Here is a 21,149-nt window from a genome sequence, read left to right as displayed (position 1 = left end):
TGCCATGGGAGCCAACTGACATGGAGCGTCTGACACGCATTTTGGCCGCACTGACCCGCTGGGGTCTTGGCCTGTGCGCGTTGGCTTTGGTGTTGATGGCGTTGTACGTCAGTCTTGGCCGTGAGCTGGCGCCACTGGTGGCCGAGTACCGCGGCGAGGTTCAGGCCAGGGCCAGCGACGCCTTGGGCATGCCGCTGCAAATTGGCGAACTCGAAGGCAACTGGAGTGGCTTCGCACCCATATTGTCGGCCCATGATGTGACGGTCGGCGAGGGTGCGAATGCGCTGCACCTGGACAAAGTGCGGGCGGTGCCCGACCTCTGGGCCAGTCTGCTGGCGCGCGAAGTGCGTATTGCCCACCTGGAACTCAATGGCCTTAAGATCAGCCTCAAACAAGGCAATGATGGTCAGTGGGCGCTGGAAGGTTTGCCGGTAAAAAACGATCAGCCCCTCGACCCGGAGCAGTTGCTCAATGGGCTGCAAATGGTCCAGCAGTTGTCGGTGCTCGACAGTCAGATCACTTTGCAGCCCTGGGGTGAGTCCCCGCTGAGCCTGACTTACGTTGGTCTTAATCTGAAAACCGGTGCATACCGCCAGCGGCTCGATGTCCGCCTGACCCTGCCCGATGGTCAACCGATGGCGATGAGCCTGCGTACCCGCATTCAGGCCAGTCAATGGAAGGACGGTGAAGCGGACGTCTACCTGAGCCTGCCGCAGAGTGACTGGTCTAAATGGCTGCCCGAAAGCGTATCCCAGCAATGGAATTTCTCTCAGATCAAGGCCGGTGGCGAGCTGTGGGCGACCTGGGGCCAAGGCGCCTTGCAAAGTGCCGCCATCCGGTTGAACGCGCCTCAAATCAAAGGGGCCTATGCCGAGCGCAAGCCGGTCCAGATCAATAATCTGGCGCTCAACGGCTATTTTCAGCGCAGCAACGAAGGCATGTTGGTCACCCTGGATTCTCTGGCCATGAACCTGGGCGAGACTCGCTGGGAATCACGCTTGCAGCTCAAGCAAATCGCGGCCACCGACAAGGCGGAAGAGGCTTGGCACCTGCAAGCCGACCGCTTCGAGCTCACTCCGCTCACGCCGTTGCTCAATGCCCTGGCGCCATTACCTGAAGGCTTTGCCACGGTGGTCGAGCGACTCAAGGTGATCGGTGGCTTGCGCAACGTTCTGATTGATGTGCGGCCCAATGCCACTGACGACAGCAAGTTCAGCTTTGCCGCCAACCTCGATCGGGTAGGTTTCGATGCCTATCACGGCGCTCCGGCGGCACGGAATGTCAGCGGCAGTATCAGCGGCGACCTGGGCCACGGTGAGCTGCGCATGGACAGCAAGGATTTCATGCTCCACCTGGACCCGATTTTCGCCAAGCCCTGGCAATACATCCAGGCCAATGCCCGGTTGACCTGGAAACTCGATAAAGAAGGTTTCACCCTGATCGCGCCGTACCTGAAGGTATTGGGCGAGGAAGGCAAGATCGCCGGTGACTTCCTGATCCGGCTGCATTTCGACCACAACCAGGAAGACTACATGGACCTGCGGGTCGGCATGGTCGACGGGGATGGTCGCTATACCGCCAAGTATTTACCAGCCGTCCTCAGCCCGGCACTCGACGAATGGCTGCGTACAGCGATTCTCAAGGGGGCAGTCGATCAGGGTTTCTTCCAGTACCAGGGGTCGCTGAACCATGGTGCCGAAGATGCCGCCCGCAGCATCAGTCTGTTTTTCAAAGTGCACGATGCCGAGTTGGCGTTTCAACCGGGCTGGCCGCATGTCAGCAAGGTCACGGGGGACGTGTTCGTCGAGGACAGCGGCGTGCGGATTCTGGCCAGCAAGGGGCAGTTGCTCGACACCCAGGTCAGCGATATTTACGTCAACATTCCTCATGTTCCGGAAGGGCAGAGTATTCATCTGTTCCTCGACGGCGGGTTTGCCGGCGGCTTGGGTGATGGCCTGAAAATTCTCAAGGAAGCGCCGATCGGCACTGCCGATACTTTTGCCGGCTGGGAAGGTGAGGGTGATCTGCAAGGCAAACTTAAGCTGGATATTCCGTTGGTCAAAGGCGAGCAGCCGAAGATCATTGTCGATTTCAAAACGGCAAAGGCCCATTTGAAATTGCCCGAGCCTCCTCTTGAACTGACTCAGCTCAAAGGTGATTTTCGTTTCGACAGCAGCAAAGGGTTGAGCGGCCAGAACATCACGGCAAAAGCGTTCGACAAACCGGTGAGTGCACAGATATTTGCCGATGGTCGTGAAGGCAAGCTCAATACCCGTGTCACGGCCTTGGGACAGGTCGAAGTCAAGAAACTTGCGAACTGGCTGAGCGTCACTCAGCCGTTGCCGGCGAGCGGCGTGATCCCGTATCAATTGCAGCTGACACTCAATGGCGGCGATAGCCAGTTGATAGTCAGCTCCAATCTCAAAGGTGTCGCCGTCGATTTGCCGGCTCCCTTCGGCATGTCCGCCGAAACCGGGCGTGACACGACGTTCCGCATGACCTTGCAAGGGGCAGAGCGACGCTACTGGGTGAATTACGGCGAATTGGCGAACTTCACCTTTGCCGCACCTCCCGGAAATTTTGCCGAGGGTCGCGGTGAGTTGTTCCTCGGTAATGGCAATGCCGTATTGCCTGGTGCAAAGGGCTTGCGAGTGCGCGGCGTGTTGTCGGAGCTGGAGGTCGGCCCCTGGCAGGATCTGGTGAACAAATACGCCGGGCAAGACCCGGGCGGCAGTGCCAAGCAATTGCTCAGCAGTGCCGATTTCAAGGTCGGCAAGCTCAGCGCATTGGGAACGACCCTGGATCAGGCATCCGTGCAGTTAACGCGCAAACCGGCCGCCTGGGCTTTGCAGCTCGACAGTCAGCAGGTCAAGGGCACCGCCAGCATTCCCGATGCGAAAGCCGCGCCGATGGTCATTAATCTGCAGTACGTGCGTTTGCCGGCACCCGATCCGAAGGTCCTTGCCGACGAAAACTCGCCGGACCCGCTGGCCTCCGTGGACCCGACGAAGATCCCGGCGCTGGATATCACCATCAACCAACTGTTCCAGGGCAATGATCTGGTCGGTGCCTGGTCGCTCAAGGTTCGTCCGACTGCCAAGGGGATCGCCCTCAACTCACTGGATATGGGCCTTAAAGGCATCCTGTTGCAAGGCAGTGGTGGCTGGGAAGGCGCGCCCGGCTCCAGCACAAGCTGGTACAAGGGGCGGATCAGCGGCAAGAACCTGGCGGATGTGCTCAAGGGATGGGGCTTTGCACCGAGCGTGACCAGCCAGGAGTTCCGTATGGATGTCGATGGTCGCTGGCCCGGTTCGCCGGCCTGGCTGGCCAGCAAGCGTTTCTCCGGGACCCTCAATGCCTCAATGAGTGAGGGCCAGTTTGTTGAAGTCGAAGGAGGCGCCCAGGCATTGCGGGTGTTCGGCCTGCTCAACTTCAACTCCATTGGCCGGCGGCTGCGCCTGGATTTTTCCGACCTGTTCGGCAAAGGCTTGAGCTATGACCGGGTCAAGGGTCTGTTGGTGGCGACCAACGGCGTCTACGTGACCCGTGAGCCCATTCAGATGACCGGTCCGTCGAGCAATGTTGAACTCGACGGCACCCTGAACCTGGTGGGGGATCAGATCGATGCCAAGCTGATGGTGACGTTGCCGGTGACCAACAACCTGCCGATTGCCGCCCTGATCGTGGGCGCGCCTGCCGTCGGTGGCGCTCTGTTCCTGATCGACAAGTTGATCGGTGACCGCGTGGCCCGCTTTGCCAGTGTGAAGTACACCGTCAAGGGGCCGTGGAAAGAGCCGAAAATCACCTATGACAAGCCTTTTTGACGCTCTTTTTCAGAACCCACACTCCAAGCCTATGGAGTAGCATGGACGCCTATCCATTCAGGAGCGCGCCATGTCTGTAGCGGTGATTCAAATGGTCAGTCAGAGCGATGTGCTGGCCAACCTGGCCCAGGCCCGTCAATTGCTCGAGCAAGCTGCGGCCGGCGGTGCGGCGCTTGCCGTGCTGCCGGAAAACTTCGCGGCCATGGGGCGGCGTGACATTGCCGACATCGGCCGCGCCGAGGCGCTGGGCGAAGGCCCGATCCTGCCCTGGTTGAAACAGACCGCTCGCGACCTCAAGTTATGGATAGTGGCCGGCACCTTGCCGTTACCGCCCGTGGATCAGCCGACGGCCAAGGTGCACGCTTGTTCGTTGCTGGTCGATGATCAGGGTGAGACGGTCGCGCGTTATGACAAGCTGCATTTGTTCGATGTGGACGTGGCAGACAATCGCGGCCGTTATCGCGAATCCGATGACTATGCTTATGGCAGTGGCGTTGTGGTCGCCGACACACCGGTGGGGCGAGTGGGCCTGACGGTCTGCTATGACCTGCGCTTCCCGGAGCTGTACAGCGAATTGCGTGCTGCCGGCGCGGAGCTGATTACCGCGCCGTCCGCCTTTACTGCGGTGACCGGCGCCGCGCACTGGGACGTGTTGATTCGCGCGCGGGCCATCGAAACCCAGTGTTATGTACTCGCGGCCGCCCAGGGCGGAACCCATCCGGGACCGCGGGAAACCTGGGGGCATGCCGCCATCATCGATCCATGGGGGCGTGTGCTGGCACAAAAGGATCAGGGTGAGGCCGTGTTGCTGGCCGAACGAGACAGCAGTGAACAAGCGTCCATCAGGGCGCGGATGCCGGTGTCCAGTCACCGGCGCTTTTTCTCGCAGGGCGCTGAGCGACCTGCATCAGAACGACGAATTTAAGGCGTAAAGCATATGAGCGAGTTGTTGTCCTCAGTCAGTGATCATCTCCTGGCACCCGGTGGCGTGACGATCGAGAGCCTGCAGGGTGTGCTCGGCGACCTGGCCGGCCCGGGTATCGATGCCGCCGACCTGTATTTTCAAGGGCAGATTTCCGAGTCCTGGGCGTTGGAAGACGGCATCGTCAAGGAAGGCAGCTTCAACCTTGACCAGGGTGTGGGCGTGCGGGCGCAATCGGGTGAAAAGACCGGTTTTGCCTACAGCAACGCCATCACGCTGGAAGCCTTGGGTGCGGCGGCCCGTGCCGCCCGTTCGATCTCCCGTGCCGGGCAAAACGGCACTGTGCAGGCATTCACCACTCAGGACGTCGCGCAACTCTACGGGCCAGACAATCCTCTGGAAGTGCTGACCCGTGCCGAGAAAGTCGATCTGCTCAAGCGTATCGATGCCGCGACCCGCGCGCTCGATCCCCGCATCCAGCAAGTTACCGTGAGCATGGCCGGTGTCTGGGAGCGGATTCTGGTGGCGTCCACCGATGGCGGTCTGGCAGCAGATGTTCGGCCGCTGGTGCGTTTCAACGTCAGCGTGATCGTTGAGCAGAACGGCCGTCGTGAGCGCGGTGGTCACGGCGGTGGCGGCCGCACCGATTACCGTTATTTCCTCGCCGAAGATCGCGCCATGGGCTACGCCCGCGAAGCGCTGCGACAGGCGCTGGTCAATCTGGAAGCCATTCCGGCACCGGCCGGTACATTGCCGGTGGTGCTGGGTTCCGGTTGGTCGGGTGTGCTGCTGCACGAAGCGGTTGGCCACGGTCTGGAGGGCGACTTCAACCGTAAGGGCAGTTCGGCCTACAGCGGACGCATGGGCGAGATGGTTGCATCCAAACTCTGCACCATTGTCGATGATGGCACGCTGGCCGGACGCCGTGGCTCCTTGAGCGTTGACGACGAAGGTACGCCGACCGAGTGCACGACGCTGATCGAAAATGGCGTACTCAAAGGCTACATGCAGGACAAGCTCAACGCGCGCCTGATGGGTGTTGCCCGCACGGGTAACGGCCGTCGTGAATCCTATGCGCACCTGCCAATGCCGCGCATGACCAACACCTACATGCTCGCCGGTGAAAGCGAACCGGCGGAAATCATCGCCTCGGTGAAGCGCGGTATCTATTGCGCCAATCTTGGCGGCGGCCAGGTGGACATTACCAGCGGCAAGTTCGTGTTCTCCACCAGCGAGGCGTACCTGATCGAAGACGGCAAGATCACCGCTCCGGTCAAGGGTGCGACCCTGATCGGCAACGGGCCGGAAGCCATGAGCAAAGTGTCGATGGTCGGTAACGATCTGTCGCTGGATAGCGGTGTGGGCACGTGCGGCAAGGATGGGCAGTCGGTGCCGGTGGGTGTCGGCCAGCCAACGCTGAAGATTGATGCGATCACCGTGGGTGGCACGGGCGCGTAAGGCGTGGAGCTGCGGGTGAGCCGCCAGGCGACTCACCCGATCGGAGTCTCAGCGCAGACCGCGTTGAGTTTCGTCCAGCTCACGGATGTACTTGAAGATTTTACGGCTCGATGCCGGTGGCTTGTTGGTCGCCAATTCGTGCTGGGCCTGACGGATCAGGGAGCGCAATTGCTGGCGATCAGCCTCCGGGTAGTCGATGACGAACTTCTCCAGGACTGCATCGTCGCCGGCGATCAGGCGATCACGCCAGCGCTCCAGGTTGTGGAAGCGTTCGTTGTATTGGCGAGTGGAGGCATCGAGTTGATCGAGCAAAACCAGAATGGCGTCAGTGTCCTGATCGCGCATCAGTTTGCCGATGAACTGAAGGTGCCGTTTACGCGCGATGTTCGCAACGTGCTTGGGCGCATCGGCCAAGGCCCGGCGCAACGCGTCGGTCAAGGGCAGTTTTGCCAGCAAGTCAGGCTTGAGTGTTGTAAGGCGCTCGCCAAGGTCAACCAGAGCATGCAGCTCGCGTTTGACCTGGGATTTGCTTTTTTCTCCCGTATCGAGGGAGTCGTCGTAAGAATCAACCATGGTGGCCGTCCGCAAAGAAACGCCGCCATGATAACCAGTCGGGGGCCGCTTGTCCGGCCCGGTCGCTCGATGACCTATACCGAAAGAAGAATTTGAGTGGAGAACAGCATGAGTGCAGTTGAAAGCGTCGGCCCACAAGCGTTGCCGGCACTGCAAGAACAAGTCGAGCAAATCATCGCTGAAGCCAAGCGTCAGGGGGCCAGTGCCTGTGAAGTGGCGGTGTCCCTGGAGCAGGGCCTGTCGACCACCGTGCGCCAGCGCGAAGTTGAAACCGTCGAATTCAACCGTGATCAGGGTTTTGGCATCACCTTGTACGTTGGCCAGCGCAAGGGTTCGGCCAGCACCTCGGCCAGCGGTCCTGAGGCGATTCGTGAAACCGTGGCCGCCGCCTTGGCCATTGCCAAACACACCTCTGAAGACGAAGCGTCGGGCCTGGCGGATGCCGCTTTGATGGCTCGTGACATTCAGGATTTCGACCTGTTCCACCAATGGGATATCACGCCAGAGCAGGCAATCGAGCAGGCCCTGGCCTGTGAAGCGGCCGCGTTTGCTGCCGACAGCCGGATCAAGAATGCCGACGGCACTACGCTGAGCACCCATCAAGGTTGCCGTGTTTACGGCAACAGCCACGGGTTTGTTGGCGGTTACGCTTCGACCCGACACAGCCTGAGCTGTGTAATGATCGCCGAGGCCGATGGCCAGATGCAGCGCGATTACTGGTATGACGTGAACCGTCAGGGCAATTTGCTGGCTGATCCGGTGAGCATCGGACAGCGTGCCGCGCAACGGGCAGCGAGTCGTCTTGGGGCGCGTCCGGTGCCGACCTGCGAAGTGCCAGTGCTGTTTTCCGCGGAGTTGGCCGGTGGTTTGTTCGGTAGCTTCCTGTCGGCGATTTCCGGCGGCAGTCTTTATCGTAAATCATCGTTCCTCGAAGGCACCCTGGGGCAAAAGCTGTTTCCGGAATGGCTGACCATCGACGAGCGGCCCCACTTGATGCGAGCCATGGGCAGCGCGGCGTTCGATGGTGATGGGCTGGCAACCTACGCCAAGCCGTTCGTCGAAAAGGGCGAGCTGGTCTCTTACATCCTCGGTACTTACTCCGGTCGCAAACTCGGCATGCCGAGCACCGCGAATGCCGGCGGGGTGCACAATCTGTTCGTTACCCATGGCGACGAGGATCAGGCAGCCTTGTTGCGTCGTATGGGGCGCGGCTTGCTGGTCACGGAGTTGATGGGCCAGGGCTTGAACATGGTGACTGGCGATTACTCCCGTGGCGCGGCGGGTTACTGGGTAGAGAACGGCGAAATCCAGTTTGCCGTCCAGGAAGTCACCATCGCCGGCAACATGCGCGACATGTTCAAGCAGATCGTTGCCGTGGGTAATGACCTGGAACTGCGCAGCAACATTCGTACGGGTTCTGTGCTGATCGAGCGAATGACGGTGGCGGGCAGCTAAACCCGTTCGTCACAAAAAAGGCGCGCCACCTGATCGGGTGGTGCGCCTTTTTTTATTGGGCTGCAGAGCAGCTTTAGCCTGGATTGGCGTCTACTCGCCTTCGTCGAAATAGCGGTTGATCAAGTCTTTCAACGCGTCCAGTGCCCTTTGCGCGTCTTCGCCTTCGGTGCTGATATAGATTTTGGTTCCCTTGCCCGCAGCGAGCATCATCATGGCCATGATGCTTTTACCGTCGACCGTGGATTCCGGAGTGCGTCCTACTCTGATCGTGCAATCCTTGAACTCACCGGCGACCCCGACGAATTTTGCAGAAGCACGGGCATGCAAGCCGAGTTTGTTGATGATTTCGATTTCCAGAGCAGGCATCGCGGTGTGAATCCTTTAGCTGAGGTCGCGGTGGCGAACCTGGACGTTCTTCAGGGATTGTTGCAGCGTCTTGCCCAGGCGTTCGGTCAGGTAGACAGACCGGTGGTGCCCGCCGGTGCAGCCAATGGCAATAGTGACATAGGCACGATTGCTGGCGGCAAAGCGGGGCAACCATTTGAGCAGATATGTAGAAATGTCCTGGAACATTTCTTCCACATCCGGCTGGGCAGCAAGGTACTCGGCAACGGGTTGATCAAGCCCGGACAGCGCCCGAAGCTCGGGTTTCCAGTAGGGATTGGGCAGGCAGCGCACGTCGAACACCAGATCGGCGTCCACCGGCATGCCACGCTTGAAGCCAAAGGATTCCACCAGAAACGCCGTACCGGGTTCCGGCTGGTTCAGCAGGCGCAGCTTGATCGTATCGCGCAACTGATACAGGTTGAGGTTGGTTGTATTGACTTTGAGGTCGGCGAGGTCGGCTATGGGGCCGAGCAAGCTGGTTTCATCGTTGATCGCCTCGGCCAGCGAGCGATTGGCACTGCTCAGTGGATGACGGCGACGGGTTTCGGAAAAGCGTTTAAGCAGGGTTTCTTCATCAGCGTCCAGGTACAGCACATCGCACTGGATATGCCGGCTGCGGACTTCTTCCAGCAGCTCGGGAAACCGCGACAGGTGGCTCGGCAGGTTGCGTGCATCGATGGAGACAGCAACGAGTGGCTGTACCAGCTCGGTGTGAATCAACGCGCGTTCGGCAAGTTCCGGCAGCAACCCGGCAGGCAGGTTGTCGATGCAGTAGTAGCCGTTGTCCTCAAGCACATCGAGGGCGGTACTTTTACCCGAGCCGGAACGGCCGCTGACGATGATCAAACGCATGATTACTGACCGTTTTGCTCGTTCAGGACAACCTGATACAAGGCTTCATTGCTCGGGGCACTGCGCAGTTTTTCGCGCACTTCCTTGCGGTCGAGCATGCTGGCGATCTGGCGCAAAAGCTCAAGGTGCGCATCGGTAGCAGCTTCCGGGACCAACAGAACGAACAACAGGTCAACCGGTGCGCCATCGATGGCGTCGAAATCTATGGGGGCGTCCAGGTGCATCAAAGCGCTGATGGGCGAGGTACAACCCTTCAGGCGACAGTGGGGAATGGCGATACCGTTGCCAAAACCGGTCGAGCCGAGTTTTTCGCGGGCAATCAAAGCCTCGAAGACATCTTGCATCTCCAGATCCGGCACTTCCCGGGCGATCAGGTTGGCAATTTGCTCGAGGGCTTTCTTTTTACTGCCGCCCGGCACGTTCACCAGGGAACGGCCGGGGGTCAGGATACTTTCAAGTCGGATCATGGGTTGGGAGTGTTAACGACCCGTAGCGCCCTGAAGGAGGCTCTGGGTCTTTTCCTTATGCTTTTTGAGTTGTTTGTCCAGCTTGTCGGTCAGTGCGTCGATCGCCGCGTACATGTCGGTATGTTCCGCGTTAGCGACCACTTCATTGCCGGGAATATGCAGCGTGGCTTCGATTTTCTGCTTCAACTTTTCGACGGTCATCGTGACCTGAACGTTGGTGATCTTGTCGAAATGCCTCTCTAATCGTTCGAGTTTTTCGCCGATGTAGGTGCGAAGAGGTTCGGTCACTTCCAGTTGGTGTCCACTGATGTTGACTTGCATACAGCTTCTCCTTCGTTGCCAGTGCATAAAGCGGTAGATCAGATGATCTACCACTGGAACGCTGTGGCGTGGCTCTACATCAACCGCTTGCGTTCGCTCGAAGGCGCGATCCCCAGGGATTCGCGGTACTTGGCGACGGTGCGGCGAGCCACCTGAATGCCTTGTGCCTCCAGTAAACCAGCGATCTTGCTGTCACTCAACGGCTTTTTCTGATTTTCCGCAGCAACCAGTTTTTTGATGATCGCGCGGATCGCCGTGGACGAGCATTCGCCACCTTCGGAGGTGCTGACATGGCTGGAGAAAAAGTATTTCAGTTCATATATGCCCCGAGGGGTATGCATGAATTTCTGGGTGGTCACACGTGAAATCGTCGATTCGTGCATACCGACCGCCTCGGCGATGTCATGCAGAACCAGCGGCTTCATGGCTTCGTCGCCGTACTCCAAGAAGCCGCGTTGATGCTCGACGATCTGGGTGGCTACTTTCATCAGGGTTTCGTTGCGGCTTTGCAGGCTTTTGATGAACCAGCGGGCTTCCTGCAACTGATTGCGCATGAAGGTGTTGTCGGCGCTGGTGTCGGCGCGACGCACGAAACCGGCGTACTGGGCGTTGACCCGAAGACGTGGAACCGACTCCTGATTGAGCTCCACCAGCCAGCGTTCGTTGTCCTTGCGCACGATCACGTCGGGAACGACGTATTCGGCTTCAGTGGACTCGATCTGCGAGCCTGGGCGTGGGTTAAGGCTCTGAACCAGTTCGATCACCTGGCGCAGTTCGTCTTCCTTGAGCTTCATGCGGCGCATCAGTTGACTGTAATCGCGGCTGCCGAGCAGGTCGATGAAATCGGTGACCAGGCGCTTGGCTTCGTTCAGCCAAGGGGTTTTGGCCGGCAACTGACGTAATTGCAGCAGCAGGCATTCGCCTAGGTTGCGGGCACCAATACCGGCGGGTTCGAATTGCTGGATGCGGTGCAGAACAGCTTCGATTTCGTCCAGTTCGATGTCCAGTTCCGGATCGAAGGCTTCGAGGATTTCCTCAAGCGTCTCGTCCAGATAGCCCTGATTGTTGATGCAATCAATCAGGGTCACGGCGATCAGGCGATCGGTGTCGGACATTGGCGCCAGGTTCAATTGCCACAGCAGGTGGCTTTGCAGGCTTTCGCCGGCCGATGTGCGGGTGGTGAAATCCCACTCGTCGTCATCGTTGCTCGGCAGGCTGCTGGCACTGGTCTGGTAGACGTCTTCCCAAGCGGTGTCGACGGGCAGTTCATTGGGAATGCGCTCGTTCCAGTCGCCTTCCTCGAGGTTATCAACCGTCGGTGCGCTTTCCTGGTAGGAGGGTTCCTGAATGTCGGGGTTGGGCTTCTGTTCGACGTTGTCGGCCAGGGGGTCGGTGTTATCGAAGTCGTCGCCGTCTTCCTGGCGTTCGAGCATCGGATTGGACTCCAGGGCCTCCTGGATTTCCTGTTGCAGGTCCAGGGTCGACAATTGGAGCAGGCGGATAGCCTGTTGCAGCTGCGGTGTCATCGTCAGCTGCTGGCCCATTCTCAAGACTAGCGATGGTTTCATGGCAGGGGCTTAACACCTTATTCGCCGGCGCACATGCGCCATCCACTACAGGGCGCCGGAGCGCCAAACATAAGCAAATTATATGCCCGAAACTGAAGTGTTTGCCTAGAGCGCTGTAACAATAAAAAAATGTTGATTTTTTATCGAGACAAGCGCCCGTCGACTAGCCAGACACCTCAGTGCTTACAGGCGGAACTCATGGCCCAGATACACTTCCTTGACCAGGTCGTTGGCCAGGATGGTTTCAGCGTCGCCTTCGGCGATCAATTGGCCATCGTTGACGATGTAGGCGGTTTCGCAGATGTCCAGGGTTTCGCGGACATTGTGGTCGGTGATCAACACACCAATGCCCTTGGCCTTGAGGTGATGGATGATCTGCTTGATGTCACCCACCGAAATCGGGTCCACGCCGGCGAAGGGTTCGTCAAGCAGGATGAATTTCGGGTTGGTCGCCAGGGCACGGGCGATCTCCACGCGGCGGCGTTCGCCACCGGACAGGCTCATGCCGAGGCTGTCACGGATGTGGCTGATGTGGAACTCCTGGAGCAGGCTTTCCAGTTCCTTGCGACGACCCGCCTTATCGAGTTCCTTGCGGGTCTCGAGGATGGCCATGATGTTGTCGGCGACCGACAGTTTGCGGAAGATCGACGCTTCTTGCGGCAGATAACCGATACCGGCCTTCGCGCGGCCGTGCATGGGCTGGTGGCTGACGTCCAGATCGTCGATCAGTACCCGGCCCTGATCGGCCTGTACCAAGCCTACGATCATGTAGAAACAGGTGGTCTTGCCGGCGCCGTTAGGGCCCAGCAGGCCGACGATCTGACCGCTATCGATGGACAGGCTGACATCACGCACGACCTGGCGGCTCTTGTAGCTCTTGGCCAGATGCTGAGCTTTCAGAGTTGCCATTACTGGGCCTTTTGCTCGTCGGTTTTCTTCTTCGGCTGGATCACCATGTCGATGCGCGGACGCGATTCGGTGACCTTGTTGCCTGTTGCACGGCCAGCGCTCGCAAGCTTCTTGACGGTGTCGTAGACAATTTTCTCGCCCTGGGTGGTGTTGTTGTCCTTGTCGATGACTTTGGCGCGATCAATCAGCACCACGCGGTTTTGCGAGGCGTGGTACTGGATGGTCACACCCCAGCCCTGGACAGGCTTGGTGTCGCCCTGGGTTTGCAGCTGTTCGAAGTAGGCCAGGTTGCCCACCGACGTCACGACATCGATGTCGCCAGTCGGGGTGCGGGTGATGGTTACGGTGTTGCCCTTAACGATCATCGAGCCCTGGGTAATGATCACGTCACCTTTGTAAGTGGCAACGCCATTCTTGTCGTCCAGTTGGGCGTCGTCGGCTTGAATGCGGATAGGCTGCTCTTGATCGTTCGGCAGAGCCCAGGCGCTCACGCTTCCCAGTGCTGCGCCCAGACTGAGCAAAATAGGGAGGGTTTTAACGAGCCTCATACTGTCCTCTTACGTTCGAAAGCAGGTGTATCCTGCTTTCTTTCAAATACGCTTTCATTCCGGTACCAGTCGATACGCCGCCAGCGCCGTCGATTCTAACGGGTTGCTCGGTCTGCGCATATTGCTGCTGCGGGAACACCGTCATGCGGGTGGTGGTGATCAGCGTTCTGCGGTTTTTTTCGTCGAAACGCGTGATGCGTACCGAATCGATCAGTTCAACCTGCGTGCCGTCCGGGTTGACTTCACCCTTTTCGCTCTGGACGTGCCACGGGAACTCGGTGCCGCGGAACATGTTCAGGTCGGGGTTGGTCAGCAACGTCACCTCGGTTGCCTTCAGGTGCTCGACCTTGTCAGACGTCATTTCATATTGAAGCCTGCCATCGGGCAGGAACTGCACGCTGTGGGCGTTGGTAGCGTAATAGTCGATTTGGCTTTCGTCGACGGGTGCCACTTGCTTGTCGAGGAAGCGTTCCGGGCTGATGTTCCAGTAGCCGACAGCGGCAAAAATCGCGGCGATGCAACCAAACACCAGGATGTTGCGAATTTTTTTCAACGACATGTTTGGCTCACAGGTACGCGGCGTTTGCCGCATCGAGGCGGCCCTGGGCGCGCAGGATCAATTCGCAGAATTCTCGGGCGGCACCTTCGCCGCCGCGGGCGTGAGTCACGCCATGGGCGTGTTCGCGCACAAAGCTTGCGGCATTGGCCACAGCCATGCCCAGGCCGACGCGCCGAATTACCGGCAGGTCGGGCAGGTCGTCGCCAAGATAGGCGACCTGTTCATAGCTTAGGTTGAGTTGGCCCAGAAGCTCGTCGAGCACCACCAGTTTGTCTTCGCGCCCCTGATAGAGATGCCCAATGCCGAGGTTTTTTGCTCGTCGCTCTACTACCGGGGTCTTGCGACCGCTGATGATCGCGGTCTGCACACCGGCCGCCATCAGCATCTTGATGCCCTGGCCGTCGAGGGTGTTGAAGGTCTTGAATTCGCTACCGTCTTCGAGGAAATACAGGCGGCCGTCGGTCAGGACGCCATCGACATCGAATACGGCCAGTTTGATCTGTTGGCCGCGTTGCAGCAGGTCCGTGCTCATTACATTACTCCCGCACGCAGCAAATCGTGCATGTTCAAGGCGCCAACCGGTCGGTCTTCGCTGTCGACCACGACCAGTGCGTTGATTTTATGGTCTTCCATGATTTTCAGGGCCTCGGCGGCGAGCATCTCCGCGCGGGCGGTCTTGCCGTGGGCGGTCATGACCTGATCAATCGTGGCGCTGTGGATGTCGATACTGCGGTCGAGCGTGCGACGCAAATCACCGTCGGTGAAGATCCCGGCCAGTTTGCCATCGGCTTCGAGAATGACGGTCATGCCCAGGCCCTTGCGGGTCATCTCCATCAGCGCGTCCTTGAGCAGGGTTCCACGCTGAACCTGTGGCAAATCCTGTCCGGCGTGCATGACATTTTCCACCTTCAGCAGCAGGCGTCGACCCAGTGCGCCTCCCGGGTGGGAAAAGGCGAAGTCTTCGGCAGTAAAACCGCGGGCTTCAAGCAGTGCGACGGCCAGGGCGTCACCCATGACCAGCGCGGCGGTGGTGGAAGACGTAGGGGCCAGGTTCAACGGGCAGGCTTCGTGCTCGACGTGAACGTTCAGGTTGACCTCGGCGGCCTTTGCCAGTGGCGAGTTCGGGTTGCCGGTCATGCTGATCAACTGGATGCCCAGACGCTTGATCAGTGGCAACAGGGTGATGATTTCATGGGTGGAGCCGGAGTTCGACAGGGCCAGAATGATGTCGTCGCGGGTGATCATGCCCATGTCGCCATGGCTGGCTTCGGCCGGGTGGACGAAAAACGCCGTGGTGCCGGTGCTGGCCAGGGTAGCGGCGATCTTGTTGCCGATGTGCCCGGACTTGCCCATGCCGACCACGACTACGCGGCCTTTGCTGGCCAGAATCATCTCGCAAGCGCGCACGAAATCCGTGTCGATATGCGGCAGCAAGCCTTGTACGGCTTCGACCTCGAGGCGGATGGTGCGTTGTGCAGATTGAATCAGGTCGCTGGATTGGCTCATGTCGGAATCGTATAGCCTGATGAAAAGGTCGCGATTATAGCGGTTATGATCGAAACCCTCACGCAAGTTCGTCGCGCATTATCATTCCCGGCTCTCCAATCCCTCTAAATAAGCATTCTCACCTGTCATCTTGCTGAATAAGGCCCGGCATTGGCCTTGGGCGCGTGGCCTTTGCAGTGATATAGTTCGCCGCCAGTTCGGCCCGCCCGGGGAGATGTGCTTTTGTCAGAAGGCCAGGCGTCCGAGTGAGAGGCTGCATCGCAAGGAGTTTAGATGAGTGCCGATAACGCCTACGCGGTCGAGCTGAAGGGACTGACCTTCAAGCGCGGTGCGCGCAGCATTTTCAATAACGTCGATATCCGTATTCCCCGCGGCAAGGTCACCGGCATCATGGGGCCTTCCGGGTGTGGCAAGACCACGCTCTTGCGGTTGATGGGCGCGCAATTGCGGCCCACCATCGGCGAAGTCTGGGTCAATGGCCAGAACCTGCCAAAGCTGTCGCGCAGCGATCTGTTCGACGCCCGCAAGCACATGGGCGTGCTGTTTCAGAGCGGCGCACTGTTTACCGATCTCGATGTGTTCGAGAACGTCGCTTTTCCGCTGCGTGTCCACACCGAGCTGCCGGACGAAATGATCCGCGATATCGTCCTGCTCAAATTGCAGGCCGTCGGCCTGCGGGGCGCCATCGACCTGATGCCTGACGAGCTGTCCGGCGGCATGAAGCGCCGTGTCGCGCTGGCCCGGGCGATTGCACTCGATCCACAAATTCTCATGTATGACGAGCCTTTCGTTGGCCAGGACCCTATCGCTATGGGCGTACTGGTGCGCCTGATCCGCTTGCTCAACGATGCGCTGGGTATCACCAGTATCGTGGTTTCCCATGACCTGGCCGAAACCGCGAGCATTGCCGATTACATCTATGTGGTGGGTGACGGGCAGGTGTTGGGGCAGGGCACGCCTGACGAACTGATGAACTCTGAGGAGCCGCGTATCCGTCAATTCATGACTGGCGATCCGGACGGTCCGGTTCCCTATCACTTTCCAGCGACGGACTACCGCGCAGATCTTCTGGGGAAGCGTTGATGCGCAAGATTTCATTACTGGAACGAGTGCGCCGATTCGGCCAGGCCGGCATCGACGTGCTGGCGGTGTTCGGACGTTCGGCACTGTTTCTGTTTCACGCGCTTCTGGGGCGAGGCGGTATTGGTGGCGGTTTTGGCCTGTTGGTCAAGCAGCTGCACTCCGTGGGCGTGATGTCCCTGGTGATCATTGTGGTCTCCGGCGTGTTCATCGGCATGGTGCTGGCGCTGCAAGGTTTCAACATTCTGTCCAGCTACGGTTCGGAGCAGGCGGTCGGCCAGATGGTGGCGCTGACGCTGCTGCGCGAACTGGGTCCTGTGGTGACTGCCTTGCTGTTCGCCGGGCGTGCCGGTTCGGCGCTGACGGCGGAAATCGGTAACATGAAATCCACCGAACAGCTGTCCAGTCTGGAAATGATCGGGGTCGACCCGCTCAAGTACATCATTGCCCCGCGCCTTTGGGCCGGCTTCATTTCCCTGCCGGTGCTGGCAATGATTTTCAGCGTGGTGGGCATTTGGGGCGGTTCGTGGGTGGCCGTCGACTGGTTGGGCGTCTATGAAGGCTCCTACTGGTCGAACATGCAAAACAGCGTGACGTTCTCTGATGACGTGCTCAACGGCATCATCAAGAGCATCGTCTTCGCCTTTGTCGTGACCTGGATCGCCGTATTCCAAGGCTATGACTGCGAGCCCACTTCCGAGGGGATCAGTCGTGCCACTACCAAGACCGTGGTGTATGCCTCTTTGGCAGTGCTCGGCCTGGACTTTATTTTGACCGCCTTGATGTTTGGAGATTTCTGATGCAAAACCGCACCCTGGAAATCGGTGTCGGCCTTTTCTTGCTGGCTGGCATCCTGGCTTTGCTGTTGCTGGCGCTGCGGGTCAGTGGGCTGTCCCCAAGCCCGAGCACCGATACCTATAAACTTTATGCATACTTCGACAATATCGCCGGTTTGACGGTCAGAGCCAAAGTGACCATGGCCGGTGTCACCATCGGCAAGGTCACTGCAATCGATCTGGATCGCGACACGTTCACCGGTCGAGTGACCATGCAGCTGGAAAAGCGCGTAGATAACCTGCCGGTCGACTCCACTGCATCCATCCTGACCGCTGGCCTGTTGGGCGAGAAGTACATCGGTATCAGCGTGGGCGGGGAAGAAGCCCTGCTCAAGGATGGCGGGACCATCCATGACACTCAGTCGTCGCTGGTGCTGGAAGACCTGATCGGTAAATTCCTGCTCAATACCGTTAGCAAAGACGCCAAATGAGGAGTTGTTAAATGATCTCTATCTTGCGACGTGGTCTGTTGGTATTGCTCGCGGCGCTGCCGTTGGTAGCTAACGCCGTGGCGGCGCCTTCCGCGCACGATCTGGTACAGGACACCACCAATCGGTTGCTTGCCGACCTGGCGGCCAATAAAGAAAAGTACAAGAAGGACCCGAATGACTTTTATACGGCGCTGAACACTATCGTTGGCCCCGTGGTGGATGCCGAGGGCATCTCCAAGAGCATCATGACGGTCAAGTATTCGCGTAAAGCGACACCTGAGCAGATGAAAACCTTTGAAGAGAATTTCAAGAAAGGTCTGTTCCAGTTCTACGGCAATGCGCTGCTGGAGTACAACAACCAGGGGATCGTCGTTGACCCGGCCAAAGATGAGTCGGGCGATCGCACCAGCGTCGGCATGACCGTCAAGGGCAGCAATGGCGCGATTTATCCAGTGCAGTACACGCTCGAGAAGATCAATGGCGAGTGGAAGCTGCGCAACGTCATCATCAACGGCATCAACATCGGCAAGCTGTTCCGCGATCAGTTCGCCGATGCGATGCAGCGCAATGGCAACAACCTGGACAAGACTATCAACGGTTGGGCCGGCGAAGTCGCCAAAGCCAAGGAAACCACCGAGAAATCCTCCGGGCAGCAAGCGCAATGAGTGAGTCGGCAGTCCAGATGGACGAAGCCGGCGAGCTGAAGCTCAGTGGCGTGCTGGATTACCGCACCGGCCCTGACCTGCGCAAGCAGGGGCAGGCGCTGATCAAGTCCAGCAAGGCTGCGGCGTTGGTGGTTGACTGTTCGGCGGTAGAGAAGTCCAGCAGTGTCGGCCTGTCCTTGCTGCTGTGCTTCATGCGTGATGCCCAGGCGGCCGGCAAGGCGCTGAGCATCCGCGGGATGCCCGAAGACATGCGCGAAATTGCCCAGGTCAGTGAGCTGACCGAGCTGTTGGCGCATCCGTAACCCGCATCGATAAAGAAGCCCCCCGTCAGAGTCCTGCTTCGCGGGGTTCGCAGGCGCGGGGCTTTTTTGTATGATGTCCGACCCGCGCGCACAGGGCGCCGATTGAGGTTGAGCATGCAGGCCACCGAAGTGAAGAGCTTCCTTGAAGGAAAGTTGCCAGGAACTCAGGTAGAAGTTGAGGGCGAAGGCTGCAATTTCCAGCTGAACGTGATTAGCGATGAACTGGCGGCATTGAGCCCGGTCAAGCGTCAGCAGCAGATCTATGCCCATTTGAACCCGTGGATCACCGACGGCAGCATCCATGCGGTCACTATGAAATTTTTCAGCAGCGCGGCCTGGGCCGAGCGCACCTGAGCCCAAGGGCGTCGAGATTCTTATGGATAAATTGATTATTACTGGCGGAGCTCGTCTTGACGGCGAAATCCGCATCTCCGGGGCAAAGAACTCTGCCCTGCCGATCCTGGCAGCGACGCTTCTGTGCGATGGCCCTGTGACTGTGGCCAACCTGCCGCACCTGCACGACATCACCACCATGATCGAGCTGTTCGGTCGCATGGGCATCGAGCCGGTCATCGACGAGAAGCTGGCTGTCGAAATCGACCCGCGCACCATCAAGACCCTGATCGCTCCGTACGAACTGGTGAAAACCATGCGTGCGTCGATTCTGGTATTGGGTCCGATGGTTGCCCGTTTCGGTGAAGCCGAAGTCGCATTGCCTGGCGGTTGCGCCATCGGTTCGCGTCCGGTGGACCTGCACATCCGGGGCCTCGAAGCCATGGGCGCGGTCATCGACGTCGAAGGCGGCTACATCAAGGCCAAGGCACCGGAAGGCGGCCTGCGTGGCGCGCACTTTTTCTTCGACACCGTCAGCGTGACCGGTACCGAGAACATCATGATGGCCGCCGCTCTGGCTAATGGCCGCAGTGTACTGGCCAACGCCGCACGCGAGCCTGAGGTCGTCGACCTGGCGAACTTCCTGAACGCCATGGGCGCCAAGGTTTCCGGAGCCGGCACCGACACCATCACCATCGATGGCGTCGAGCGTTTGCACCCGACCACTTACAAAGTGATGCCTGACCGTATCGAGACCGGCACCTACCTGGTCGCCGCTGCCGTGACTGGCGGTCGCGTGAAGGTCAAGGACACCGATCCGACCATTCTCGAAGCCGTCCTGGAAAAACTCCGCGAAGCGGGCGCCGAAATCACCTGCGGCGAAGACTGGATCGAGCTGAACATGCACGGCAAGCGGCCGAAAGCCGTCAACGTGCGTACCGCACCGTATCCGGCGTTCCCGACTGACATGCAAGCGCAGTTCATCTCCCTCAACGCCATTGCCGAAGGCACGGGCGCCGTGATCGAGACGATCTTCGAAAACCGCTTCATGCACGTTTACGAACTGCACCGCATGGGCGCCAAGATCCAGGTCGAGGGCAACACCGCCATCGTGACCGGCACTGAAAAACTCAAGGGCGCGCCAGTCATGGCGACCGACCTGCGTGCTTCGGCCAGCCTGGTCATCTCGGCGCTGATCGCCGAAGGCGACACCCTGATCGATCGCATCTACCACATCGACCGTGGTTACGAATGCATCGAAGAAAAACTGCAGATGCTCGGCGCCAAGATCCGCCGCGTACCGGGCTAGTTCCTGCTGCATGGGCATAAGGACATGCCCGTTGAATTGTTGAAGTCGAGCCGGATTCCGGCTCGACGTGTGTCCGGCGCCGTTTGCGACCGGGCATGAGTACCTTGATAAGGACTGACGTTTCCCATGTTGACCATTGCACTGTCCAAGGGCCGCATCCTTGACGACACCTTGCCGCTTCTGGCCGAAGCGGGCATCGTACCGACCGAGAATCCGGACAAGAGCCGCAAGCTGATCATCCCCACGACCCAGGAAGATGTACGCCTGCTGATCGTGCGTGCCACCGACGTGCCGACTTATGTCGAGCATGGGGCCGCCGACCTGGGTGTCGCCGGCAAGGACGTGCTGATGGAATACGGCGGCCAGGGCCTGTACGAGCCACTGGACCTGCAAATTGCCCAGTGCAAGCTGATGACCGCTGGCAAGGTCGGCGCAGTCGAGCCCAAGGGTCGCCTGCGTATCGCCACCAAGTTCGTCAACGTTGCCAAGCGTTACTACGCCGAGCAGGGTCGTCAGGTCGACATCATCAAGCTATACGGTTCGATGGAGCTGGCGCCGCTGATCGGCCTGGCCGACAAGATCATCGACGTGGTCGACACCGGTAACACGCTGCGGGCCAATGGCCTGGAGCCACAGGATTTCATTGCTGCCATCAGCTCTCGGCTGATCGTCAACAAAGCTTCGATGAAGATGCAACACGCCCGTATCCAGGCGTTGATCGACACCCTGCGCAAGGCAGTGGAGTCTCGACACCGCGGCTGATTCACTTGCGCGACCTTGAGTCGCGCCGTCTATCCGCCTCATAGCCAGAATTCTCAGGTGCCCAAGCGGATCGAATGTTAGC

At 59.2% G+C, this 21,149-nt stretch carries 23 protein-coding genes; 12 read left to right on the top strand and 11 right to left on the bottom strand.

Annotated features, from left to right (window positions below):
• Positions 1 to 20: 20 nt before the first annotated feature.
• From F7R06_RS20230 to tldD, 3 genes are all read left to right on the top strand, one after another.
• Complete coding sequence (locus tag F7R06_RS20230; protein ID WP_090316081.1) at positions 21 to 3,824, top strand: YhdP family protein; 3,804 nt, start codon at positions 21 to 23, stop codon at positions 3,822 to 3,824.
• A 70-nt stretch (positions 3,825 to 3,894) separates the two neighbouring features.
• Positions 3,895 to 4,749, top strand: coding sequence for a carbon-nitrogen hydrolase family protein (locus F7R06_RS20225; protein ID WP_090316085.1), 855 nt, complete (start codon positions 3,895 to 3,897; stop codon positions 4,747 to 4,749).
• 12 nt (positions 4,750 to 4,761) lie between these two features.
• Positions 4,762 to 6,204 carry a metalloprotease TldD gene (gene tldD, locus F7R06_RS20220; RefSeq protein ID WP_090316088.1) on the top strand — a complete coding sequence of 481 codons (1,443 nt, stop codon included), beginning with the start codon at positions 4,762 to 4,764 and terminating at the stop codon, positions 6,202 to 6,204.
• Between the two features lie 48 nt (positions 6,205 to 6,252).
• Here the strand turns inward: tldD and yjgA are convergent, their stop codons facing one another.
• Complete coding sequence (gene yjgA, locus F7R06_RS20215) at positions 6,253 to 6,777, bottom strand: ribosome biogenesis factor YjgA (protein ID WP_090316091.1); 525 nt, start codon at positions 6,775 to 6,777, stop codon at positions 6,253 to 6,255.
• Between the two features lie 108 nt (positions 6,778 to 6,885).
• Between yjgA and pmbA the strand changes: the two genes are divergently transcribed.
• Positions 6,886 to 8,232, top strand: coding sequence for a metalloprotease PmbA (gene pmbA / locus F7R06_RS20210; RefSeq protein ID WP_090316094.1), 1,347 nt, complete (start codon positions 6,886 to 6,888; stop codon positions 8,230 to 8,232).
• A gap of 90 nt (positions 8,233 to 8,322) precedes the next feature.
• Here pmbA and F7R06_RS20205 read toward each other — a convergent pair whose 3' ends face one another.
• The 10 genes from F7R06_RS20205 to F7R06_RS20160 form a co-directional block, all read right to left on the bottom strand.
• The gene (locus F7R06_RS20205; RefSeq protein WP_075947622.1) at positions 8,323 to 8,598 is read right to left on the bottom strand and encodes an HPr family phosphocarrier protein; all 276 of its coding nucleotides are present in this window, start codon (positions 8,596 to 8,598) and stop codon (positions 8,323 to 8,325) included.
• Between the two features lie 15 nt (positions 8,599 to 8,613).
• A complete protein-coding gene (gene rapZ / locus F7R06_RS20200) occupies positions 8,614 to 9,471 on the bottom strand; it encodes an RNase adapter RapZ (RefSeq protein ID WP_090316097.1) in 858 nt (285 codons plus the stop codon).
• 2 nt (positions 9,472 to 9,473) lie between these two features.
• On the bottom strand, positions 9,474 to 9,938 hold the full coding sequence (gene ptsN, locus F7R06_RS20195) for a PTS IIA-like nitrogen regulatory protein PtsN (RefSeq protein ID WP_090316100.1): 465 nt from the start codon (positions 9,936 to 9,938) through the stop codon (positions 9,474 to 9,476).
• A 12-nt stretch (positions 9,939 to 9,950) separates the two neighbouring features.
• Positions 9,951 to 10,259 carry a ribosome hibernation-promoting factor, HPF/YfiA family gene (gene hpf, locus F7R06_RS20190; RefSeq protein ID WP_007941242.1) on the bottom strand — a complete coding sequence of 103 codons (309 nt, stop codon included), beginning with the start codon at positions 10,257 to 10,259 and terminating at the stop codon, positions 9,951 to 9,953.
• A gap of 74 nt (positions 10,260 to 10,333) precedes the next feature.
• Complete coding sequence (locus tag F7R06_RS20185) at positions 10,334 to 11,827, bottom strand: RNA polymerase factor sigma-54 (RefSeq protein WP_090316103.1); 1,494 nt, start codon at positions 11,825 to 11,827, stop codon at positions 10,334 to 10,336.
• A gap of 183 nt (positions 11,828 to 12,010) precedes the next feature.
• Positions 12,011 to 12,736 (bottom strand): LPS export ABC transporter ATP-binding protein, encoded by a 726-nt coding sequence (gene lptB, locus F7R06_RS20180; protein WP_090316106.1) that lies wholly within the window; start codon positions 12,734 to 12,736, stop codon positions 12,011 to 12,013.
• On the bottom strand, positions 12,736 to 13,284 hold the full coding sequence (gene lptA, locus F7R06_RS20175; RefSeq protein ID WP_090316109.1) for a lipopolysaccharide transport periplasmic protein LptA: 549 nt from the start codon (positions 13,282 to 13,284) through the stop codon (positions 12,736 to 12,738). Before lptA ends, lptB begins: the two co-directional genes overlap by 1 nt.
• Complete coding sequence (lptC, locus tag F7R06_RS20170) at positions 13,271 to 13,843, bottom strand: LPS export ABC transporter periplasmic protein LptC (RefSeq protein ID WP_090316112.1); 573 nt, start codon at positions 13,841 to 13,843, stop codon at positions 13,271 to 13,273. The genes lptA and lptC overlap by 14 nt, the downstream gene beginning before the upstream one ends.
• A 7-nt stretch (positions 13,844 to 13,850) precedes the next feature.
• On the bottom strand, positions 13,851 to 14,375 hold the full coding sequence (locus F7R06_RS20165) for a KdsC family phosphatase (RefSeq protein ID WP_090316116.1): 525 nt from the start codon (positions 14,373 to 14,375) through the stop codon (positions 13,851 to 13,853).
• Positions 14,375 to 15,349, bottom strand: a complete 975-nt coding sequence (locus F7R06_RS20160; protein WP_090316121.1) for a KpsF/GutQ family sugar-phosphate isomerase — start codon at positions 15,347 to 15,349, stop codon at positions 14,375 to 14,377. The genes F7R06_RS20165 and F7R06_RS20160 overlap by 1 nt, the downstream gene beginning before the upstream one ends.
• 273 nt (positions 15,350 to 15,622) lie before the next feature.
• Between F7R06_RS20160 and F7R06_RS20155 the strand changes: the two genes are divergently transcribed.
• The 8 genes from F7R06_RS20155 (at position 15,623) to hisG (ending at position 21,067) form a co-directional block, all read left to right on the top strand.
• Complete coding sequence (locus tag F7R06_RS20155; protein ID WP_090316124.1) at positions 15,623 to 16,432, top strand: ATP-binding cassette domain-containing protein; 810 nt, start codon at positions 15,623 to 15,625, stop codon at positions 16,430 to 16,432.
• A complete protein-coding gene (mlaE, locus tag F7R06_RS20150) occupies positions 16,432 to 17,229 on the top strand; it encodes a lipid asymmetry maintenance ABC transporter permease subunit MlaE (protein WP_090316126.1) in 798 nt (265 codons plus the stop codon). Before F7R06_RS20155 ends, mlaE begins: the two co-directional genes overlap by 1 nt.
• Positions 17,229 to 17,696: an outer membrane lipid asymmetry maintenance protein MlaD gene (gene mlaD, locus F7R06_RS20145; protein ID WP_090316129.1), complete on the top strand. Its 468-nt coding sequence runs from the start codon at positions 17,229 to 17,231 to the stop codon at positions 17,694 to 17,696. Before mlaE ends, mlaD begins: the two co-directional genes overlap by 1 nt.
• An 11-nt stretch (positions 17,697 to 17,707) precedes the next feature.
• Positions 17,708 to 18,361: an MlaC/ttg2D family ABC transporter substrate-binding protein gene (locus F7R06_RS20140; RefSeq protein WP_090316132.1), complete on the top strand. Its 654-nt coding sequence runs from the start codon at positions 17,708 to 17,710 to the stop codon at positions 18,359 to 18,361.
• Positions 18,358 to 18,663, top strand: coding sequence for an STAS domain-containing protein (locus F7R06_RS20135; protein ID WP_090316136.1), 306 nt, complete (start codon positions 18,358 to 18,360; stop codon positions 18,661 to 18,663). The genes F7R06_RS20140 and F7R06_RS20135 overlap by 4 nt, the downstream gene beginning before the upstream one ends.
• A 114-nt stretch (positions 18,664 to 18,777) precedes the next feature.
• A complete protein-coding gene (locus F7R06_RS20130) occupies positions 18,778 to 19,017 on the top strand; it encodes a BolA family protein (RefSeq protein WP_047537750.1) in 240 nt (79 codons plus the stop codon).
• Between the two features lie 22 nt (positions 19,018 to 19,039).
• Positions 19,040 to 20,305 carry a UDP-N-acetylglucosamine 1-carboxyvinyltransferase gene (gene murA, locus F7R06_RS20125; RefSeq protein ID WP_090316138.1) on the top strand — a complete coding sequence of 422 codons (1,266 nt, stop codon included), beginning with the start codon at positions 19,040 to 19,042 and terminating at the stop codon, positions 20,303 to 20,305.
• A gap of 126 nt (positions 20,306 to 20,431) precedes the next feature.
• A complete protein-coding gene (gene hisG, locus F7R06_RS20120; protein WP_008018703.1) occupies positions 20,432 to 21,067 on the top strand; it encodes an ATP phosphoribosyltransferase in 636 nt (211 codons plus the stop codon).
• Positions 21,068 to 21,149 lie beyond the last annotated feature (82 nt).

This window comes from Pseudomonas moorei, from assembly GCF_008801475.1.
GTDB classification, from domain to species: Bacteria; Pseudomonadota; Gammaproteobacteria; order Pseudomonadales; family Pseudomonadaceae; genus Aquipseudomonas; species Aquipseudomonas moorei.
The sequence above is the reverse complement of the archived record's forward strand: the minus strand, read 5'-3'. Positions and strand labels throughout refer to the sequence as shown.

Excerpts from the sequence above, each read along its gene's own strand:
- F7R06_RS20230 (WP_090316081.1), top strand. The coding sequence starts at position 21 with ATGGAGCGTCTGACACGCATTTTGGCCGCACTGACCCGCTGGGGTCTT.
- F7R06_RS20225 (WP_090316085.1), top strand. The coding sequence starts at position 3,895 with ATGTCTGTAGCGGTGATTCAAATGGTCAGTCAGAGCGATGTGCTGGCC.
- tldD (WP_090316088.1), top strand. The coding sequence starts at position 4,762 with ATGAGCGAGTTGTTGTCCTCAGTCAGTGATCATCTCCTGGCACCCGGT.
- yjgA (WP_090316091.1), bottom strand. The coding sequence starts at position 6,777 with ATGGTTGATTCTTACGACGACTCCCTCGATACGGGAGAAAAAAGCAAA.
- pmbA (WP_090316094.1), top strand. The coding sequence starts at position 6,886 with ATGAGTGCAGTTGAAAGCGTCGGCCCACAAGCGTTGCCGGCACTGCAA.
- F7R06_RS20205 (WP_075947622.1), bottom strand. The coding sequence starts at position 8,598 with ATGCCTGCTCTGGAAATCGAAATCATCAACAAACTCGGCTTGCATGCC.
- rapZ (WP_090316097.1), bottom strand. The coding sequence starts at position 9,471 with ATGCGTTTGATCATCGTCAGCGGCCGTTCCGGCTCGGGTAAAAGTACC.
- ptsN (WP_090316100.1), bottom strand. The coding sequence starts at position 9,938 with ATGATCCGACTTGAAAGTATCCTGACCCCCGGCCGTTCCCTGGTGAAC.
- hpf (WP_007941242.1), bottom strand. The coding sequence starts at position 10,259 with ATGCAAGTCAACATCAGTGGACACCAACTGGAAGTGACCGAACCTCTT.
- F7R06_RS20185 (WP_090316103.1), bottom strand. The coding sequence starts at position 11,827 with ATGAAACCATCGCTAGTCTTGAGAATGGGCCAGCAGCTGACGATGACA.
- lptB (WP_090316106.1), bottom strand. The coding sequence starts at position 12,736 with ATGGCAACTCTGAAAGCTCAGCATCTGGCCAAGAGCTACAAGAGCCGC.
- lptA (WP_090316109.1), bottom strand. The coding sequence starts at position 13,284 with ATGAGGCTCGTTAAAACCCTCCCTATTTTGCTCAGTCTGGGCGCAGCA.
- lptC (WP_090316112.1), bottom strand. The coding sequence starts at position 13,843 with ATGTCGTTGAAAAAAATTCGCAACATCCTGGTGTTTGGTTGCATCGCC.
- F7R06_RS20165 (WP_090316116.1), bottom strand. The coding sequence starts at position 14,375 with ATGAGCACGGACCTGCTGCAACGCGGCCAACAGATCAAACTGGCCGTA.
- F7R06_RS20160 (WP_090316121.1), bottom strand. The coding sequence starts at position 15,349 with ATGAGCCAATCCAGCGACCTGATTCAATCTGCACAACGCACCATCCGC.
- F7R06_RS20155 (WP_090316124.1), top strand. The coding sequence starts at position 15,623 with ATGAGTGCCGATAACGCCTACGCGGTCGAGCTGAAGGGACTGACCTTC.
- mlaE (WP_090316126.1), top strand. The coding sequence starts at position 16,432 with ATGCGCAAGATTTCATTACTGGAACGAGTGCGCCGATTCGGCCAGGCC.
- mlaD (WP_090316129.1), top strand. The coding sequence starts at position 17,229 with ATGCAAAACCGCACCCTGGAAATCGGTGTCGGCCTTTTCTTGCTGGCT.
- F7R06_RS20140 (WP_090316132.1), top strand. The coding sequence starts at position 17,708 with ATGATCTCTATCTTGCGACGTGGTCTGTTGGTATTGCTCGCGGCGCTG.
- F7R06_RS20135 (WP_090316136.1), top strand. The coding sequence starts at position 18,358 with ATGAGTGAGTCGGCAGTCCAGATGGACGAAGCCGGCGAGCTGAAGCTC.
- F7R06_RS20130 (WP_047537750.1), top strand. The coding sequence starts at position 18,778 with ATGCAGGCCACCGAAGTGAAGAGCTTCCTTGAAGGAAAGTTGCCAGGA.
- murA (WP_090316138.1), top strand. The coding sequence starts at position 19,040 with ATGGATAAATTGATTATTACTGGCGGAGCTCGTCTTGACGGCGAAATC.
- hisG (WP_008018703.1), top strand. The coding sequence starts at position 20,432 with ATGTTGACCATTGCACTGTCCAAGGGCCGCATCCTTGACGACACCTTG.